We start from the raw sequence: 19,661 nt of genomic DNA, 5'->3' as shown, positions 1-19,661 counted from the left end.
GTTAAGAGGCCAAGCGCGGTAGCTCTCACGAGTTACGCACGAGCGGTTCGTACCACTCGCGGTTCGCCTCGTACCAGTCAATGAACCTCGAGACGCCCTCGCGGATGTCGGTACTCGGTTCGTAGTCGATGAGTTCTTCGGCCTTCGAGACGTCCGCGTGGGTGTGCCTGGCGTCTGCGTCCTTCGCCTCATCGTGAATAATGTCGACGTCGGCACCCGTCTCGTCGACAACGTACTCTGCGAGCTCTCTGATGGAGATGTTGTCATTCGAGCCGATATTCATCGTCTCGCCGTCCGCGGCGTCCGTCTCCAGGAGCACGAGGTTCGCCTCAACGACGTCGTCGATGTAGGTAAAGTCCCGGGTCTGTTCGCCGTCGCCGTAGATGATCGGCGGTTCGTCGTTGAGACAGCGAGAGACGAAGTTCGAGATGGCCATATTCGGACGCATCCGCGGTCCGTAAACGGTGAAGTACCGGAGGTTCACCGTGGGGACACCGCGGAGATCGTCGTAGACGTTGCAGTAGTGTTCGGCTGCGAGCTTCGTGACGGCATACGGGCTCTTGGGGTAGTTCGGGTGGTCCTCGTCGTAGGGGAGGTACTCAGGGACGCCATAGACTGAGGAGGAAGAGGCGTTCACGACGCGCTTGACGTCCTGATCTGCAGCGGCTTCGAGGACATTCACGATGCCGTTGATATTACTCTCATTATAGTCCTTCGGCTGTTCCACGCTGGTTCGTACACCTGCTTTTGACGCCTCCTGGAAGATGACGTCGATGTCATGGGTCGCGACGACGTCTTCGACGAGTTCCTCGTCCGTAGTCGAGCCTTCGACGAACTCGAAGCGGTTGCTGCTCGCCTTACTACAGGCGCTGAGGTTGTGTTCCTTGATTCCGAGATCGTAGTACGGATCAAGATTGTCGAGGACGACGACGTGGTGGCCTTCGCTGAGTAGACGTTCGGCGAGATTCGAGCCGATGAAACCCGCTCCGCCCGTGACAAGAATCTGCATACACGGGGTTCGATTGGGTTTCATTTGTCGGTTCCGGTTCTGACTGGAAATTGTCTGCTGTTCCCTTCTGCAGACATTCTTCGGTGCTGTCGCGTTCCTCGCGATATTCGCCGCCAATTCGCCACTGTTGAGTCAGATAGCGTCGATCACTCTGCCGGATTGAATCAGAAGATCGGTCATATTGGGGAGTTCGTACTCGCTATAGTCGGAGTGCTGAATGAGGTGCAGGTGTAGAAGACCTCCGGGATGAGCGTGTAGAACTCCGTCGTTGCTGGGTTTGTGTCGGATTATAGAAAACCACAGCAATATAGTGGACACAATTTCCTACATTAGAATAAAATCTTATTATGTGGTATTTTCAGTTCTGTCTCTTCGATGAGAGGTCGATCTCGGGGTGATCTTCTTGCTGGCGGTTGATGACGTCGCTGAAGCTCACGAAAGACGTTATCCTCGATCATCAACACGACTTATTATTAGCGTGTGATTCGGCTTGTAGTATGGTATGTGGTCGAACTATGTGCGCTAGTGGACGCAGGTGATCGTGATATCGCGAAATTCGCTGCCGTAGCGTTCGATGAGTTTTCTTCTTTGTAGCCGCGAGAAACAGCCGTCCTTGATACTTCCTCTCTTGGGTACAGCATCGACAAGCTAATGTACCTGATTCGGGAATCCCTAACAAGTAAGCTAGCGGTTGAGATAACGAATGGCAATTGAAATGAATTTAGGATATATTTCAGCGGAACACGCACAAAATTTCGAATATCCGATTACAATATTCACACCGACATACAACCGTGCCGAGAAACTAAAGAGAGCATACCGAAGCCTTCGAGAGCAAACATACAACCAATTTGAATGGCTTATTATTGACGATTCTTCGACTGATGAAACATCCTCACTGGTAAAACAATGGCAAGAGGAAGCGGAATTTCCCATTCGATTTCACGTACAGGAGGCCACCGGAAAACATCAAGCATACAATATCGCGATCAGAGAATCCAAAGGTGAACTTTTTGTCAGTTTGGATGCTGATGATGAATTATTCCCGAACGCTGTTGAACGACTTCTGGAGTTATGGGGAGAGATTCCAGATAATCGCGACGATGTAGTCGGTATAAGCTGTCTCTGTGCTGATGAAGAAGGGAACATTAACGGCGAAAAGTTTCCAGAAGATCGGATGTTCGCGAACTATTTTGAACTCCGATATAAGTACAAAGTGACAGGTGACGGAATTGGATGTAATCGGACATCTGTTCTCCGACAATATCCTTTCCCCACTCCAGGGAACGTCAGATATGTCCCGGAAAGCACGGTAGGTAGCGAGATAGCCAAAGAGTACAACCAATATTGTGTCAATGAGGTTCTCGGCATATATCACTCCGAAGCGGAGGAACAATCAGATCAACTCACCAAGCGAAAAAACACCGATGACGCGAAAAGCTTCGTGATTTGGCATCAAAAGCGTCTAAACGAACATCTCTCTTGGTTTCGCTATGATCCTATGACCTTTTTCATCTCGGCTGCAGGGTTCACGAGGCACTCATTCCACACGGGAGAAGGACCTCTAACTCAAGTAGGTCAGTTAGGATCACTCGGTGCCCGTCTCCTTTGGGCTTTGGCGTTTCCTGTGGGTTACGCCGCCTATGTCGTTGACAAGTGGTCGGGAGATGACGATATGTGAATTGGAGGGCAGTTTTAATTCAAATTCAATTGGAATTATGCCGATAATTAAATAGACTCATACGCTGCTATTACCTCAGCCGTGAAACCGTCAACGACATCTCTGGTACAGTTCGCCACCAAACTCTTCGTTACTACTATTGGGTTCATTGGCACGATCATCTTTGCACGGGAACTCGGCTCTTCGACACTCGGAATTTATTTTTTGGCTGTCGCCGTGTTAAGCTGGTTGGAGTTCATTGGGCAGTTAGGAGTTAGTTCAGCTATACGCAAACGTATTAGTGAACGTGAATCACCGGATGAATTCTTTTCTGCAGGTGTTATTCTGCAGTTATCCATACTTTTACTCCTCGTGGGTTTTCTCTTCGTAATTCACCCCTACTTGAACGAGTACATCGGTGCTGACGTAGGACTGATACTCATTTCTATACTGGTTGTTAAGACTATTTTTAATTTGATAGGATCCGGACTTCGAGGGCAGCACCGGGTTGCGACAGCATCTCTTCTTGATTTGAGTTCCCAAGCCATCCGCACGACATTTCAAATCGTGTTAATATCTCTTGGATTCGGTTTACTCGGTCTCCTCGTTGGGTATGCGGCGGGGTTTACATTAGCTATCGTGGGGGGGGTGGCTTTACTCTCATTAAAATATCAACCCGCACGTCCTAAAATTGAACACTTCAGGCGTCTGCTTGAATTCGCACGTTATTCGTGGCTTGGGGCGTTGAAGACGCGAACATCAGCATGGACAGATACGATCGTATTAGGATTTTTTGTGGCCCCTGATTTGATCGGTATTTACGAAGTAAGTTGGAATATTGCTACTGTCCTTGCCCTTGCAAGCCAATCGATCAGCAGTGCGTTGTTCCCGACTATGAGTGAGCTCTCTACAAAAAACCGGGATAATGAGGTTCGAAGCCTGTTGGAGCAATCGCTCATATATGCGGGTATCGTTGCCATTCCAGGAGCCGTAGGTGCGATCCTGATCGCCCCAGATCTACTTCATTTCTACGGTTCAGAGTTTACAAAAGGAGGCCTTATTCTCGCTTTACTTTCTATTTTTGCGATATTTTCGTCATATGAGGGGCAATTACAGAATGGACTTAGTGCATTGGACCGTCCTGATCTTGCGTTCCGCTCAAACGCGCTATTCATTTCTAGCAATCTTATTGCTAACGCAACCCTAGTAGTTACGTTCGGGTGGATCGGCGCGGCTATCGCCACAATGATTTCTATGCTCATATCGCTCGGGTACGCTTTTTACGCTGTACGACACGTGATTGGGGCTTCGGTACCGTATCGCGAACTCGGATATCAGGGGATTGCGGCCGGAATTATGGGGCTCGTCGTTACGAGTGTCGAATCGATGATCTCAGCGTACCCGTATTATTACGTTCTCATTTCCGTTGGAATCGGAGTTATCGTATATTTCACTGTGTTATTGTCTTTTTCTTCCCGAGTTCGAAGCAAGGTGTTTGATCTTCTGAAAGAACTCTACGTCAGCGATCTACTCAAATAGTTCTTCCGCCCGTACGAATCGTGGATCCAGTTCCGACCGTGCGTAGTTGATTAATTCATAAAACGAACTCCGAAACGTGGCCGACCGGAACGCGTGATAGTGAATTGCGAGACAGAACTTAGCATCGTAGTAATCAGCAATCTCCATCTGGCGCTTGATCCGTTTGATCGAATCAGTACGCGTCATACTAACACATGTGAGCTCTGGTTCACCTTGCAATGTATACGTCCACGGTTGAACCGGCATAAAAACGGACCGGTTCTCTTGCCGCCAGAAACTATCGGCTGCAGAGACGAACTCGAAAAGCCCCCCACTCCTGTGTCGATATTTGAACACCAAATCTTGACCAAAGGTAGTCAGTACTTCTGGAGTCTTTGGTCGGTTCAGAGGTGTTGGATAATAGAAGGTACGTAAGCTCTCATCTTTGACTGCTTTGAGTCCGGCACGCGAGAACGAGTTATTTGGTGGTACAAAGATTTCGATATCGATATTAAACACATTTTCTAGGTACTCACGCCCTTTCTGGATTCGATTATACAGATTATCGCCCGCGACAAACTCTGGTCCATCTGCATACTTCACGTGATTGTATCCGTGGAGCATCACAGAGGCCGATCCGCTTTCGAGTTCCTCCCGGAGATATGCTATGAGTTCCTCGTTCGCGTCAATTGGAAATTCCTTGTCTCCTTCCCATCTGTCCTCAGGAATTGCCGGTGTTTTCGTACACCCGTGAAACGGGACGACCGCAAAGGAGATCGGAATCGAATCTGGGAGAGCTGCGTACGCACGCTTTAATTCGTTTGGATCGGTGAAGTAATTTGGATCGTCGTCTCGTATGGCGAAGTCAAACGTCATAGTCTTCCCTTCTAGTATCGTTACCTGATGTATTTAACTTGCTTCGAAAAGTCGTCCCACGTGTTCGCTTCGATATTTCGCGTCCACGTTGATTCATCTTGTGTGCTTCGTCCAGATTATGATAGATGTTCTGAATGTGGTCAAAGATTGTCTCTACACTCGGACTGCACCTAGCCGAAAAATCAAGCAGGATTGAGTGTATCGGGGTGGTTCGATCACCACTCAGGCGCGAAAATCTGAAGCCACACTATATCGAAAGCACTATCTCGGGAAGTTTTTATACTCCACTTATGCAGTCAGCTCCTCACGACCTAGTTGATGACGCGCGCCGCGACCTCCTTGCAGGGAAACGTAGAATTGCAGTGTGGGGGACAGGATTTATTGGATTCTCTTCAATGGCGAACTTCGCGAATGAGGGGGTTAAGACTCTCGGTTACGATATCGACGAAAACCTCGTCGAACAAATTAATGATGGACAGATACCTATCGATAATCTGGAGTATTGGCTGGGTTTTGAGACGGAGCCCCTCGTCAAAGACGGCCTCTTAGAAGCTACTTCGGACGCCAATTCCTTGTTTGACGACGATATCTCGTTCCATTTACTTGCGATTCCAACAGAGAAAGATGGCGTTCCTTGGGACGGTGCCCTGAGCGATGTCGTAGAAACAATCGTCGGGAACTACGATAGAAACCGCGAGGATCCAGTCCTGGTGGTGATAGAATCGACACTGACACCCGGTATGACTGACAATATCGTTGTCCCAATTGTTGAAGAATCGGCGCTTGAATTCGGTGAAGATATCTGTATCGGGGTTGCTCCGCGCCGAGACTGGTTCATTTCCCCGGATAAGAATCTCCGAACGCTTCCCCGTGTGTTCGGTGGACAGGACGACGCGACGACCGACCTAATGGAAGAAGTCTTGGGAGTGGTCTGCAACAACCTCGTGCCTGCGAAGGACTACAAGCATGCGGAGCTCGTCAAGAGCATCGAGAATGCGTACCGACATGTCGGAATTACACTGGCAAATCAGCTTTCACGCGCATATCCCCACCTTGATATGCGCGAGGTACTACGGCTCGTCGGGACGAAGTGGAATATCCCCACCTACTTCCCGAGCGTCGGGACGGGTGGATACTGCATCCCATTGTCGAGTAAGTATGTCTTAGACGGGACAGATAGCCCAAAAGAACTCTCAATTCTCACCGAAACAGTGGAAACAGACTATGAACAGCCAAACCTAGTCGCTGAGGCACTGGCGAGTCGTGGTGTCGAGAGCGTCGCTATTCTTGGCCTCTCTTATAAGGGCGACGTGAAAGTTGACGTGCTCAGTCCGACGCACAACATCACCTCAGAGTTGCAAAGGCGAGACGTTGACGTCGGTGTGAATGATCCCTACTTTGACGACGAATACATTAGTGAAGAAACGGGTGCAGAACCGATCCCATTCCCTGAAGGGCTAGAAGGATATGAGGGCGTGCTCATTGTCGCGGACCACCGAAAGTACGGGTACACACCGGACGATCGAATAACTAATGTCATCAGGGATTGCGATATCATCTTAGACAATCTTAACATCTGGTCTGAAATTGAGTTCCCCACCGGCACCGAGTATATATACACTGGAGGAGAAGGGTGGCTTGGACCCGCTATCGATGAGTGAGCGCCTACTCTCGGGACAGACGATTGCTATCACCGGTGGAGCCGGATTCATTGGTTCACATATCGCCGAAGTAGCTAGCGATCGAAACCACGTAACAGTCTTTGACAACCTCTCGTCTGGCTACGAAGCAAACATTCCGGAAGACGTCGATTTCGTGCATCGGGATGTAGGGTCTATCTCAGCCTCGGACTTCGCCGACACCGACATTGTGTTCCACGAAGCAGCGAACGTAAGTATAACCCAGTCCGTTGACAATCCAGAGTACGACGCAAAGGAAAACATCATCGGCCTAATTCGTGTTCTTGAAGCCGCCAAGAATGCAGACGTCGAACGGGTCGTGACAGCATCGTCCTCGTCTGTGTACGGCTCTCCGGAGCGTTTCCCTCAGCGGGAAATTGATCGTCAAGCCCCCGAATCACCATATGCGGCTGGAAAGCTATCAGGGGAATATTATTGCCAAGTATATCGAGAATTACACGATCTAGAGACGATCTGCCTCCGGTATTTCAATGTGTACGGACCACGTCAACGAAATGATAGTCCATATTCTGGAGTCATCTCTATATTCCTTGATCGAGCGACTAACGGTCAGTCTTTGATCATACACGGTACCGGGGAACAAACAAGGGACTTCATATTTGTCGAGGATGTAGTAAGGGCAAATATTCGCGCAGCGACTGTGGACTTACCCGAAAGAGTGGCTTATAACGTCGGTACGGGAACGGAGACGAGCATTTCTGAACTCGCGGACGCAGTTGAGTCAGTGACCGATCGGTCGTTAGAACGAGAGTTCGATTCCCGACGAAGCGGAGACGTTGATAGAAGTGTGGCCGCGGTTACGAACGCTGCAGAGGAGTTAGGGTTCAGTTCGAGGGTCTCTCTCGAAGAAGGACTCGAACGAACTCTACAGTGGCATCAGCGGGATAGCTAATTAGTCACTCATAGAATGTCTTTTAGGTAGTATATCACCTCGTCAACAAACTTCCCCCACGTTCGTTCTTTCGCAGTATTCCTGGCCGCGTCACCCATACGCTCGAGTTCCTTTGGGTTCTCCCTGAGGTATTGTAATTTGCTGGCGATTTCACCCGCATCGTAGGCTGGGACCACAAATCCATCTTCGCTATCTGTGATTATGTCCGCACCACCCGAGTTTTCAGAGACAATCACGGGTGTTCCCGTACTCATCGCCTCTAAAATCACCTTCGCGAATCCTTCAGTCAGTGATGGAAATATGAATACGGACGCGTCCCGATAATAGGGTAGTGGATCTACCCATCCAGGGAGTTGCAGATTTGTGGGCCGTTTGTCTTCTATAATGTACTTCGCGTCAGGGTTTATATTACCACAGAGAACCAGTTCAGCAGACTCATCCGCGGCGAACCCTGCCTGTCGCCAGCCGTCAAGTAGGTACGGAATACCCTTCATTAAATTAACAGATCCTACAAAGAGCCCCCGGAACATCTCGTCCTCATTTGACTTTCCCGGCGAGAATTTGTCAGGATCAACTGCCTGATTGATCACTTCAATCTTATTAGCCGAGATTCCAGCTTTGGCGTATGACTCTTTTACGAAACCAGAAAGCGCTATTAGATGGTCTACATCTCGAATCGTTTCCTCGCGGCGGTTCGCTAAATTGCGTTTGGTACTCGGAATCTCTAAATCAAGGTCCCACTTGCGGTATTCCTGTTCGCGGCGGTCAAGTGCCGCCGATGCGAGTTCAGTTCCGCCGACAATTACGGTTTCGTGACCACCAGAAATTGACTCGTTTAGGCTTCGTTTCAATCCGGGGATCTCGTAATAGTGGATATCTGCGGTGTCTGATGAAACTTTTCGCTTCGAAAATATATCTAGTAAGTTCATTGAGTGTGTGCGATGGTCAAAAGGGTAGACGTATTTATTGAGAAGCCAGAGAAAGGAGGGGCCATATCTTCCGAATGGAATTGGTTTCGTGACCTTGGAATCTGGAAGTGATGTTTTGATGTTTCCTCGACAATATACCTGTTGAAGCACTCCCTCTTTGAAGAACCCCTCCGCGGTATACGTGAGCGTCTGTCCAACGTTAGTCCCCAAGTCCCGATAGCTGAATATTGAAACATCCATCGTTGTTGACCTCAAAGAAACTTCTGGGCAAAGGATTATCGATTATATAATTACATCATTCCATATATATTTATTGTAGTCGAAATAGGCGAGTCTCGTCCGTGAGAATGATCCCCCATCGCTCATTCGTCAATATATCCTAGATTCGCCAATCGATTCTTGATCTCCTCCTCGCTGTCGTCAGATCTGTCACCCGTCCTTTCGACACGTTCCCACTCAATGCGCTCAACAGATCTGTCTACAGATAGTAGATCTTCACGAACTGTCCCACTCATTGAAGAAGGAACGGAGTTGCCCAGAAGATGAACGAGTGTAGGGGCGAATTCCGTTACGTCGAGAACTGGTTCATCAACATCCGCAAATCCCTCGCCATCTAAAATTAGTATCCCATCACGCATAGCGTTGTGCTCGCCAGTGACCGGCTGTGATTCGATTTTACGACGCGCAGAGCGCTTGGTGTAGAGTGAGCGGGAAAGTTGCGGAACTGCTCGGTATTTGTCGGTCGTTAGAAAGACGATCTCGGGAACTTCTTTGATTCGATCTCCGGAGTATATCTCTTCACGCGTCCAAGCGCCTTGCACCACTTGGTCGCCCTCCTCGTCACGGAGCGCGTTGAGCGAGTGTATTATTTCAGAAATAGTCTTTTTATCCGCATCAGGGGCCGAAATTCCCCACGGGAAAGAAAGAAATGCATCACTCGCCGCAAAGTCGATACCGGGAATGCCTTCGAAGTCAGACAGTAATAACTGGTCTTTTTTATCCACTTCTTCGGGAGATGTTCCTCCAGTAACTCTGTTGTATATTGAACGAATAACGGATTTCGGGACATAGCGTGTCAGCGCTTCCTGCCCGACACTGTAGCATATACGACCAAGTTGTCCGCCTCGAACGGACAGTAACCCTTCGCATTGGAGCCAAGTATTGACGTGGAACCGACGGGTGGGTACCTGACCAAATCCGTGGTCAGAGAGTAGAATCCGGTTAGTTGCCTCGAGATCGCCAAGGAACTCACCCACGATCTTATCAACGAACCGGTAGTGTTCGAGAATTGTGTCTTGATCGTGCCAGAAGTAATGCTGTATGGAGTCAGTCTTGCCAATCCAGAACAATCCGAAGTCGTACTCTTCCTCGCGCCAGAGACGTTTGAAATGCTCCCACTTTCGGGATACCTGACTCTCGGCTAGTTTGAGCAGTTCTTCACGGTTGTCTTCAGGATTCTTTGCAATCTCGTCGAATCGCTGAATATCCTCAGTCCGGTGGAAATCCGCAAATTCGTTCTGTCTTGAGGGGGGGTAGACGTAGTCGGTAGCTTCGGCGGGTAAAAACAGATCTCCTGACACCAACGTTCCCTCGAGCTTGTAGGGTGGATAGGTCGATCGTAGGTTTGCCACGAGCGAGCGATGTTGCTCGCCTATGGCGTCCCAGATCATCGGGAATTCGATGTCGGAGGCGTCGATAACAGCTCCATCGGGCTGAGTGAATGAGAACAGTTCAAGGCCGACAGGATCACGTCCAGTAAGGAGTGCAGGGATTGCCGGGATAGTTGTGCAAGGGATCGTCGTCTGGAGCGTTCCGGTGTGTCCCCGCTCTGCAAGTCGTTCGAGGTTAGGGAGTTCACCTTCTCTGATCCACGGACGCAGGTTTCGCCAAGTAGCGCCATCGAGACCCAGAATGAGGACTGACATAGAACTATCACTTGGTAGACGGGGGATTATTCTAATCTTTTCGCTTGGAAAATACAATCCGACATATACCGCACCACCAAGAGATTTAACGAATTAGAAAGAGACTTGCTCCGATAGATTTCACAATTAGCGTTGTGGATCGCACGAATATATTGATCCAGGGTACTACCAATCGGTCCTCGACAGACTGCTCCAACGATTGACCAAAACAGCAATGAGCTGTGAACTCTCTGTGGAGAGCACCAGAGACAAACTCTAGGCCACTTTGTGACGCGACTAATCGATCATACAGTCAGTTCGCGCATTCGCTTGACTCCGTCTCGAACTGGTCTGATTTTGCTTTCGATGCATCGTTCGAGTTTATCTGGCGACAACCTGACGTTGGGTCGGACTGCTGGGAGATCCGCCTCTGCCGTCGAAATGGGGACGATTCGGTCCTGATCGTAACCGAACACCCGTGCGATTTCGACTGCCCATTGGAACCGATTGATGAAATCTGGTCCGACCGCGTGGAAAATTCCTTCACGGCACTCTTCGATGAGCACACGGATCGACTCCACCAAGTCTGGGAGGTATATGGGATTGTTCCACCATTCTTTAAAAACCTCCACCGTTCCAGGTTGCTTCAATTGGTCTACTGTCCATGCAACCATATCCGACTCCTGCCAAGGTTCTGGCCAGCCGTACGGCTGATCTGTCCGGATAATGGTACTAGAATATATAGAATCATTTACAATATCTTCGGCAGCGACTTTCGTCTCTCCATACACGTTGATTGGTGAGCGATTCCCAGTTTCTTCGCAGAATTCTTTTTCACCCGAGAAGACAAATGAGCTGGACAAAAATATGATATGTGCATCGATACCGTCGTTGGCGGCGATGACATTTTTCGTGCCACCCACGTTCACCTCGTGGGCCTCGTCCGGGGACCGTTCACACACATCTGCGTCGCTCATAGCCGCGGCGTGAACGATCACGTCTGGATTGAATTCAGTAACGACTATACGAGTTTTCCGAGTATCACGAACGTCAATTTCGTACGTTTCCACACCTTCAACGGTCGGTTTGTGAGTGTGAACGGTCACGGCAATATGATGACCGTTTACCACTAACCGGCGAACAAGCTCGTGGCCAATGAATCCAGCACCACCGGTGACGAGTATTCGCATCAGTACTGACGTAGGAATTCAGTAACGGTTTTTCGAATGTACTCCAGATCGGAATGGTCAATTGATTGGTGTGTTCCTATAACAAACGAGTTCCGCATCACGGTATCGGCCTTGGGGTACTCTTCAAATGGAAGCCGGGCGTTAATCTGCTTGAATCCGGGATGCTTGAGAATGTTGCCGGTCCAGAGAGAACGGGTCTGTATTCTGTTGTTTTCCAGATGCTTCACTAACTCTTTCCGTTCGAAAGGAGCGTCCTCACGCACGGTCACCGGGAACGCGAGCCACGTGGTATCCACATCGTTCCGTTCCTTCGGAAGGACGAACCAGTCGTCATAACGACTATACAATTCGAACATCGCTTCGAAGTTCCGTCTTCGTATCTTTTTAAACTCCGGAAGTTTCTTGACTTGTTCAATGCCGAACGCAGCCATCGCTTCGATTGGGAGAAAATTGTATCCGATTTCGTCGAAGACGAACTTTGAGTCATACTGGACTCCATCAAGTTCGGTTACTAGCCGTTCGTCGATGTCATCAACCTCGTTGGCGGCGGATTTCCGCCCCCATCCGCGGAGCTTCATTAGCCGTCGTTTCCACGCATCGTCGTCAACTGATACCATACCTCCTGATCCGAACGACGTGATGACGTGTGACGCGTAGAAACTAGTGGTCGTAATATCTGTATATGCCCCAGTAGGCTCATCATCGATGGTGGCTCCCAACGTATCAGCGGAATCTTCGATGAGGAGGAGATCGTTCTCCACGGCTATATCCCGAAGTCGATGGTAGTTGGGAACGTTCCCAACGAGTGATGGAACAAGGATCGCTACGGTTTCTTCGGTGATCGCCTGCTCGACCTGATCGATATTCAGTTGATAATCGCCGACACCGATGTCGGTGAATACCGGCACGAACCCTTTCTGGACGAGGGGGGCTATCGTCGTTGAGAAGGTGACGATAGGAGTGATAACCTCGGCACCCGGGTCCGCGTCGATCAACTCTGCGGCCAGTAGGTTGGCCGAAGACCCGGAGTTCACCATTATGCCGTGGTCCTTGCCGAACAGGGAAGCGATTTGGGACTCGAACTTCTCAGTGTAGGGGCCCTTCACGAGTCGTTCTGGATGACTCAACACTTCGTTTACAGCTTCCTGTTCCTCCTGTCCGTATGTCGACTTGGCGTAATGAATACGATATCCATCCTCACTCATACTGCCAATATTTAGCGGGTGGCGGTCCTAAGCGTTTCGATGAGACACAAGAGTGACCCTATAGGAATTGTTCAGATTAGCTGATTGAAGCAGACAGCGAACGCTTGGAGCCACGTTTCTGCGGTTTCAGGACGGGCGTCTGAAGTGGTTTGCGAAGGCTTCGGTTCGGCGTTTGAGTTCTTTGAAGACCCATTCGATGGTGTTCCGATTCCCGTGGGTGACGTATTGGAATCGGAGCGAGTGACGATGGCAGGCCGCCTGCAGCCAGGGTGCGCCACCGACCAGGAAGATCGCGTCGGAAACGAGATGTTTCTCGCGGAGTTCTGCAAGGAACATCTTGGTCAACGCTTGGGTCCTGATCGGGAATAGTCGCACGTGTAGCAGGCGGTTCGTATCGGGATCGACCGCTGCAAACAGCCAGGACACTGGTCATTCACTCGAATTACCGTCTCGTCTACTGCAACGTAATTCGGATTCTGCCCTTCGGCGGGCTGTAGATTAGCCTTCTGAATCCAGTTGTGAACGGTCGAACGACATCGGTCGACACCCAGGCTTGCAAGGATAGAGACGGTATCCGATAGCGATAGTCCCGCCAAATGCAGTTGGATACCCAGATCCATCGCCGACTCGGGTGTCGCCTCTCGCTCCACAAAATCTAACTCTGGAAAGCCGCTACCTCCGATGAGGCGTTGGGTTCTGGCACAGGCACCAACGAACTACGACCGCCTCACTTTTCGACCTTATCTGAACAGTACCCTTCCACTGTACCTCTTTCTTAATAACAAAGAGGTAGAACTGTTGCCGAGGTAGTTCGGAACGTATGAAAATCTGTTTCGCAACGGATAAGACCCCGGCGTATCGTATCGGCGGTGCTGAGCGTCTGTGCTTCGAAGTTGGCCGAGAACTCGTGTCCAGAGGACACGATGTCCATATGACGAGTAGACGGTTCTCTGATGACCAACCCGATACAGAGGTTATTGATGGCGTTGAGGTTCATACCTACGGATGGAAACCCGACGCGGGAAACAGCGTAATCAACTTCGCGTGGTCTCACGCCGACTTCTTGCGTACGCTTCGAAAGATCGATGCCGACATCTACCACAACACGCCGCCGTCTCCTCTCACTGGTATCACGAACTTCGTAGCCAGAGAACGGGGTAGTGGATTTACCATCGGATTGGCCCACGAACAGGACTATGATCGCGGCCACTGGAGTGAGAAAAGCGCGTGGCGTCGACTCCAGTACTTCCGGGCTCTCCGGAATGCGGACGCCCGCGTCGCCCTCGCCGACTATATGCAATCAGAGTTGGCGGATGCCTTCGGGCTCGATTCGACCACTATCTATCTCGGACATCCAGTTCCGGACTCGGTACCACAGTTCGCGGAGAAAGAAAATAAGGTTATTTGGATGGCAAGACTGGTCCCTTGGAAGAATCCGGAGCGATTTATTGAACTCGCAGATCGGGTTGCAGACACGGACTGGACGTTTCATCTTATTGGCGGCGGAAGCGATGAGTACCGGGCAGAATTGGAAGAGATGACCAACAGTGTCGATGGAATCGTGTTCGAAGGAAGTGTGCCTTCCGGAGAGGATACGGAATGGTTTCGGCGGGCCAAACTGTTCGTGGATACTTCGAAGTCAAGCGGATTCTCGAATACATTCATCCAAGCGTGGCTCCAACGCACCCCGGTGGCATCCCTCCACTTAGACCCTGACTCGTTTATTGAGAGCGAAAATGCGGGGATCCCGCCACAACCGTTCGACGAATTCTGTTCGCGAGTCGAGGATGTGCTTTCGAACCAGGAAAAGCTGAAGCGGCTCTCTCAGAACACCGCATTTGCAGAAGACGTCTTCGGTATTGACGTCGTCGCTAGCCAGTACGAACAATTGTTCCGCGGCGTGGTCGACTCCGCTCACTGATAACTATCTCGGTGCTTTCTATACCATTCAATTGTTTCATCGAGCCCTGCTGCGAACCCGTACTGGGGGTCGAATCCTATTTCTTCCTGAAGTTTCGAATCGTCAATCGCATATCGTTTATCATGTCCAGCACGATCTGCAACGAATTCGATGAGAGATTCGGAGGCACCGACGCGTTCGAGTATCGCTTTTGTAACCTCAATATTACTTCGACGTTCCGGTCCAGCGACGTTATATATCCCGTCTGTATCGTGGTCGACTATCTGTAAGAGCGCATTACAAAAGTCCTTCACGTAGAGCCACTGACGGACGTTTGATCCGTCACCATATAGGGGAAGTCTGTCTCCGCTGAGCGCACGGAGCGTGAATTTTGGAATCAGTTTCTCTGGGTGTTGACGCGGACCGTAGATGTTCGTCGGTCGAACTATCGTTATCGGAAGATCATATGTCTCCCAACACGCGTTAACGAAAAGGTCTGCACTCGCTTTACTGGCCGAATATGGTGAACTCGGATCTAGCGGATCTCCCTCGCTGAATTCACCCTCTTCGATACTTCCGTATACCTCATCGGTCGACATCTGAATGAAGCGGTCGACATCGTGTTCTTGGAGCAACTCCATCAAAACGTACGCACCTTCTACATTCGATTGTAAAAAGGGAATTCCGGATTTAATACTTCGATCTACGTGGGATTCTGCAGCCAAGTTGACAACTACCTCCACCTGTTCGTATATCTCGGAAACAATTTCGTGTTCTCGAATATCTCCTTCGATAAAGGTGATCTTATCCTCAACAGAATGAAGATTCCGTATGTTCCCAGCGTACGTTAGATTATCTAGCACGTATACCTCTTCAAAACGCTCTATGGCAGCACGGGTGAGATTCGACCCGATGAACCCCGCACCGCCCGTTATAAGGATGCTATCGCGATTGGGCATTTCGTATCCTCCATTGGGGACAACTATTTTAAACACTGTTGGCTAAGCACGGTTTATGAAAGGTGTTGTGCTAGCTGGGGGACGTGGAACTCGACTGCGACCTGTCACGAGAGTCGTTAATAAGCATATGCTCCCAATATACGATGAGCCGATGATTTATTACCCTGTTTCAACGCTTATCGACGCTGGAATAGATGATATCCTGATAATAAGTAATGCCGAACACATCGGGAAGTATATTGAACTACTTGAGGAGGACTACGAAGCGGATTTCCAGTATAAGGTTCAGTCGGAACCTCTAGGTATTGCTCACGCTGTTGGACTTGCTGAAGACTTCGTTGATGACGAATTCGCAGTAATTCTTGGAGATAATATTCTTGTCGGAGAATTACAGGAATCCGTTCAGTCGTTCAATGGGGAAGGAGCCAAGATCTACCTGACGCAGGTGGAAGAACCGGCTGCCTACGGCGTGGCCTCAGTTGAAGAAGGACGAGTGACTGACTTACAAGAAAAACCAGACGTTCCAGAGTCAAACTATGCGGTCATTGGATTATATCTTTATACAAGTGACGTATTTGATGTGATTCGTGACTTAGAGCCATCGGATCGGGGCGAGTATGAAATAACAGATGTGAACCGACACTACCTCAACAAAGGAACGCTTACCTACGATTTGTTTGATGGAGAATGGTACGACGCAGGGACACCAGAAGGTGTATTCCAAGCCTCCAAACGAGTCCGTAAATTCAGGGGACAAAAATAACCCTGATCCGATTTGTTCAACCAATTTGATATGAATATAACCAATCCACCCCGTATAGCAAATCAATGAAAAACGTATAGAATTCTTTCATTTATACAGCTCTTCCATTCATAAGTGAAATTATTTATAGACAGAGCTTGATAACCTTGACAAGAGAATGTGTGGGATAAGCGGGAAGTTTTCGTTCAACCGCGCTCCTAGCGATGATCTCGGAGAATCGATGGCAGCTTGTATGTCTCATCGCGGTCCAGATGATAAAGGAATCTATGCGAACGGTCCGGTCGTTCTCTCCCACCGCCGACTTAGTATCCTTGACCTGAGTCGGACTGGTAGTCAGCCGATGGCAAATGAGGATAGTACCGTTCATATCGTTTTTAACGGAGAAATCTATAACTACCGAGAATTACGCAATCGACTCGGTGGCCACACCTTCCGGTCCGAAACTGACACCGAAGTTCTGCTTCATCTCTATGAAGATATGGGTATCGAATGTCTTTCGTTGCTCCGGGGTATGTTTGCTTTTGCCATATGGGATGAGAGAAAAGAACGCCTCTTTCTTGCCCGTGATCGTCTCGGACAGAAGCCGCTCTTCTATCACAACGACGAATCTGGATTCACGTTTGGATCGACTATCAAGGCGATTCTGCAGGATGAGGCTATAGAAGCAAAACCTGATCTTCCGGCAATCCGGTCGTATCTCACTTACCAATACGTACCGGCACCTCACACCGGTTTTGAGAGGGTTCGATCCCTTGAGCCTGCAGAGTACGCAATTGTCACCGAGGATGGAATGCAACGGGACACATATTGGTCGTTGACATTTAGGCAACAGTCCTCGGCATCGCCAGATCGCTTAGCCGACAGACTACGTGACGAACTTCGCGAGGCCACCCGTCTCCGAATGCGTTCCGACGTTCCCCTGGGAGTCTTCCTATCTGGCGGCATTGATTCGACTATCGTAACTGCCCTAATGGACGAAGTCTCCGAAACGGAGGTCAACACTTACTCCATCGGATTCGACGAGTACGACGAACTCGAATATGCACGGACTGTGGCCGAGAAATTCGATACGACACACACGGAGTACACAGTTACCCCGGATGCTATGGAGGTATTCCCGGAAATTGTCGAACACTATGAGATGCCGTTCGGTGATCCGTCAGCAGTCCCGACGTATTATGTCTCACAGGTTGCTTCAGAAGACATTACAGTAGCACTGACTGGAGATGCTGGTGACGAGAACTTCGCCGGTTACGACCGGTACACATACGACTGGCTAACTCAACAGGTGAGTCAAATACCGGATCCGATTAGGACAGTTGGTCAGAGAGTTTTGAATCATCTATCCGAACTTGGAATTGGCTTTACTGATCGTGGTGCTTCTCTATTAGAAAATGCTGACGGAGACACTGTTGAACGATATGCCCCATATATCTGTCATATGCTCGGTGAGGAAGCATTGGAACTTTGGTCAGGCCCCCCACAGAACGATGAGTTAATGTATCTCCGCCAAGCGTTTGATAAGGCAGATGGCCCGACCCGAATGGATCAAGTAATGCAAGTTGATATCCACACGTATCTGCCGAATGATCTCCTAACAAAAGCCGATCGCGCAAGTATGGCCCATTCCTTAGAACTCCGATCCCCATTTCTTGACCACAAAACCGTCGAATTTGCTTCGCGGATACCAGCCAAATACAAGTGGAGGTATGGAAATAAGAAATGGCTGCTCAAGAAAGCTTTCGGAGATATAATTCCAGATTCGATACTACATCGATCGAAGCAAGGATTTTCGGTCCCTGTAAATGAATGGTTCCGAAACGATCTCAGAGAGTTAGCTCGAGAAAATCTTGATCGTCTTGGTGATCGAGAACCCTTTGACAAAGCTCCACTAAGTGCTAAGCTGCAGGCTCATCTTGACGGCGCAGATTATGGCTTCCAACTTTGGGATCTAGTATTGCTTGAACAATGGTATGAACGATTTGTGGATGAATGAAAGTCGCGATACTCGTCAAAGAGTTCCCGCCGAACGTAATCGGAGGAACGGAAACACAGACCAAACGAATGGCTCGTGAACTCGCTCGGGCCGACCACAACGTAACCGTCTACACGAAGGCGTATCCGGATACTCCAGACGACAGCACGCTCCCGTACGATGTCGTTCGCGTTCCCAACTGGCGTATCTCTCCGTTCATTTCTACCCTCACTTTCGTCTTCGCTGCGACCCTCCTGTTAATTCGCGACGCCGACGACTACGCTCTCCTCCAGTGTATGATGATTTACCCGAACGGTTTCGTCGGCCAGGTCGTGAATCGAGTGCGTGGTCTCCCCTACTTCGCTTGGATCCGAGGGGGAGACTACTACTTTATGAAGGATACACCGGGAAAGAGATGGAGCATCGATCGTGTACTGCGAGACACACTCGTTCTCGTCCAGACCGAACGGATCGCGCGGGATGTCCGAACGGAATTCTCTGAAACGACTCTGGAAGTCCTCGGTAACGGCGTCGACATCCCCGAGGGCACTGCTGATGGCGACAAACTCGTCTTCGTTGGTCGATTGAAAGAACAAAAAGGAGTCCACGTTTTGCTCCACGCTCTGGAAGGGCACGACGAGGAACTCTTGGTCGTAGGGGACGGACCCGAAAGAGAGCGGCTGGAAGCACTCGCAAATCGACTGAACGTGAACGCGGAGTTCGTGGGGGAGGTGGATCCGGACGACGTAGCAGACTATCTTCGAGAAGGCAAAGCGTTCGTCCTACCCTCTATTCGAGGGGAGGGTCTTCCAAACGCAGTTCTAGAAGCTATGGCTATTGGTCTCCCTGTTGTGGTGACTGATACGGGTGGGGTCGCCGATGCGGTCATCGATAGTGAAACGGGCTTCGTTGTTGATCCAGATGACGTAGATGCATTAGAACAGTCCATATCACGGCTGACTAACTACCCAAAAATGCGAATCCGTATGGGAGATGCTGCTCGCGAGTGGGTAATTAAAAACCACAGCTGGCAGAATATCGTCGGCAATCTGGAAACGGTCTACAGATGCGTTGCCGAGTAATCCTCACTCACGGCTATAGATTCCCTTTGTGGCATCGGTTGTTGAATTAGAGGAGGGGAGTATAGAATGTCTTTGCAGAATTTTCATAGGCAAGACGTC

Annotated in this window: 15 protein-coding genes and 1 pseudogene; 8 read left to right on the top strand and 8 right to left on the bottom strand. The window is 49.7% G+C overall.

What is annotated here, in order from left to right; translation table 11 throughout:
- Nucleotides 1–25: 25 nt before the first annotated feature.
- Nucleotides 26–1,009, bottom strand: a complete 984-nt coding sequence (locus tag OS889_RS14755) for an SDR family NAD(P)-dependent oxidoreductase (RefSeq protein WP_372391050.1) — start codon at nucleotides 1,007–1,009, stop codon at nucleotides 26–28.
- Nucleotides 1,010–1,712: 703 nt separating this feature from the next.
- On the opposite strand from OS889_RS14755, the gene OS889_RS14750 reads away from it, so the two are divergent.
- Together OS889_RS14750 and OS889_RS14745 are read left to right on the top strand one after the other, a co-directional pair.
- Entirely contained in the window at nucleotides 1,713–2,690 is a 978-nt protein-coding gene (locus tag OS889_RS14750; protein WP_372391048.1) for a glycosyltransferase family 2 protein, read from the top strand.
- Between the two features lie 81 nt (nucleotides 2,691–2,771).
- A complete protein-coding gene (locus OS889_RS14745; RefSeq protein ID WP_372391046.1) occupies nucleotides 2,772–4,208 on the top strand; it encodes an oligosaccharide flippase family protein in 1,437 nt (478 codons plus the stop codon).
- Here OS889_RS14745 and OS889_RS14740 read toward each other — a convergent pair.
- Nucleotides 4,197–5,063 carry a DUF2334 domain-containing protein gene (locus OS889_RS14740; RefSeq protein ID WP_372391044.1) on the bottom strand — a complete coding sequence of 289 codons (867 nt, stop codon included), beginning with the start codon at nucleotides 5,061–5,063 and terminating at the stop codon, nucleotides 4,197–4,199. The genes OS889_RS14745 and OS889_RS14740 overlap by 12 nt on opposite strands.
- 290 nt (nucleotides 5,064–5,353) lie before the next feature.
- Between OS889_RS14740 and OS889_RS14735 the strand changes: the two genes are divergently transcribed.
- Both OS889_RS14735 and OS889_RS14730 read left to right on the top strand, forming a co-directional pair.
- Complete coding sequence (locus tag OS889_RS14735; RefSeq protein WP_372391042.1) at nucleotides 5,354–6,724, top strand: nucleotide sugar dehydrogenase; 1,371 nt, start codon at nucleotides 5,354–5,356, stop codon at nucleotides 6,722–6,724.
- On the top strand, nucleotides 6,717–7,655 hold the full coding sequence (locus OS889_RS14730) for an NAD-dependent epimerase/dehydratase family protein (protein WP_372391040.1): 939 nt from the start codon (nucleotides 6,717–6,719) through the stop codon (nucleotides 7,653–7,655). The genes OS889_RS14735 and OS889_RS14730 overlap by 8 nt, the downstream gene beginning before the upstream one ends.
- An 8-nt stretch (nucleotides 7,656–7,663) precedes the next feature.
- On the opposite strand, the gene OS889_RS14725 is transcribed toward OS889_RS14730, so the two are convergent.
- From OS889_RS14725 to OS889_RS14705, 5 genes and pseudogenes are all read right to left on the bottom strand, one after another.
- Entirely contained in the window at nucleotides 7,664–8,824 is a 1,161-nt protein-coding gene (locus tag OS889_RS14725; protein WP_372391038.1) for a glycosyltransferase family 4 protein, read from the bottom strand.
- A 122-nt stretch (nucleotides 8,825–8,946) separates the two neighbouring features.
- On the bottom strand, nucleotides 8,947–10,509 hold the full coding sequence (locus OS889_RS14720) for an alkaline phosphatase family protein (RefSeq protein ID WP_372391036.1): 1,563 nt from the start codon (nucleotides 10,507–10,509) through the stop codon (nucleotides 8,947–8,949).
- A gap of 284 nt (nucleotides 10,510–10,793) precedes the next feature.
- Complete coding sequence (locus OS889_RS14715) at nucleotides 10,794–11,678, bottom strand: SDR family oxidoreductase (RefSeq protein ID WP_372391034.1); 885 nt, start codon at nucleotides 11,676–11,678, stop codon at nucleotides 10,794–10,796.
- On the bottom strand, nucleotides 11,678–12,883 hold the full coding sequence (locus OS889_RS14710; RefSeq protein ID WP_372391031.1) for an aminotransferase class I/II-fold pyridoxal phosphate-dependent enzyme: 1,206 nt from the start codon (nucleotides 12,881–12,883) through the stop codon (nucleotides 11,678–11,680). Before OS889_RS14710 ends, OS889_RS14715 begins: the two co-directional genes overlap by 1 nt.
- A 71-nt stretch (nucleotides 12,884–12,954) precedes the next feature.
- Nucleotides 12,955–13,566, bottom strand: a pseudogene (locus tag OS889_RS14705) (IS6 family transposase).
- A 137-nt stretch (nucleotides 13,567–13,703) separates the two neighbouring features.
- Between OS889_RS14705 and OS889_RS14700 the strand changes: the two are divergent.
- Nucleotides 13,704–14,804 carry a glycosyltransferase family 4 protein gene (locus tag OS889_RS14700; protein WP_372391029.1) on the top strand — a complete coding sequence of 367 codons (1,101 nt, stop codon included), beginning with the start codon at nucleotides 13,704–13,706 and terminating at the stop codon, nucleotides 14,802–14,804.
- Here OS889_RS14700 and rfbB read toward each other — a convergent pair.
- Nucleotides 14,798–15,742, bottom strand: a complete 945-nt coding sequence (rfbB, locus tag OS889_RS14695) for a dTDP-glucose 4,6-dehydratase (RefSeq protein WP_372391027.1) — start codon at nucleotides 15,740–15,742, stop codon at nucleotides 14,798–14,800. The two genes, OS889_RS14700 and rfbB, sit on opposite strands and share 7 nt — an antisense overlap.
- A 55-nt stretch (nucleotides 15,743–15,797) precedes the next feature.
- On the opposite strand from rfbB, the gene OS889_RS14690 reads away from it, so the two are divergent.
- The 3 genes from OS889_RS14690 to OS889_RS14680 all read left to right on the top strand — a co-directional run bounded on the left by OS889_RS14690 (nucleotide 15,798) and on the right by OS889_RS14680 (nucleotide 19,562).
- Entirely contained in the window at nucleotides 15,798–16,505 is a 708-nt protein-coding gene (locus OS889_RS14690) for a sugar nucleotidyltransferase (RefSeq protein ID WP_372391025.1), read from the top strand.
- A 157-nt stretch (nucleotides 16,506–16,662) separates the two neighbouring features.
- A complete protein-coding gene (gene asnB, locus OS889_RS14685; protein WP_372391023.1) occupies nucleotides 16,663–18,501 on the top strand; it encodes an asparagine synthase (glutamine-hydrolyzing) in 1,839 nt (612 codons plus the stop codon).
- Nucleotides 18,498–19,562, top strand: a complete 1,065-nt coding sequence (locus OS889_RS14680) for a glycosyltransferase family 4 protein (protein WP_372391021.1) — start codon at nucleotides 18,498–18,500, stop codon at nucleotides 19,560–19,562. Before asnB ends, OS889_RS14680 begins: the two co-directional genes overlap by 4 nt.
- Nucleotides 19,563–19,661 lie beyond the last annotated feature (99 nt).

This window comes from Halobellus sp. MBLA0158, assembly GCF_041477585.1.
Taxonomy (GTDB): domain Archaea; phylum Halobacteriota; class Halobacteria; order Halobacteriales; family Haloferacaceae; genus Haloquadratum; species Haloquadratum rubicundus.
This window is presented reverse-complemented; position numbering and strand designations above follow the sequence as displayed.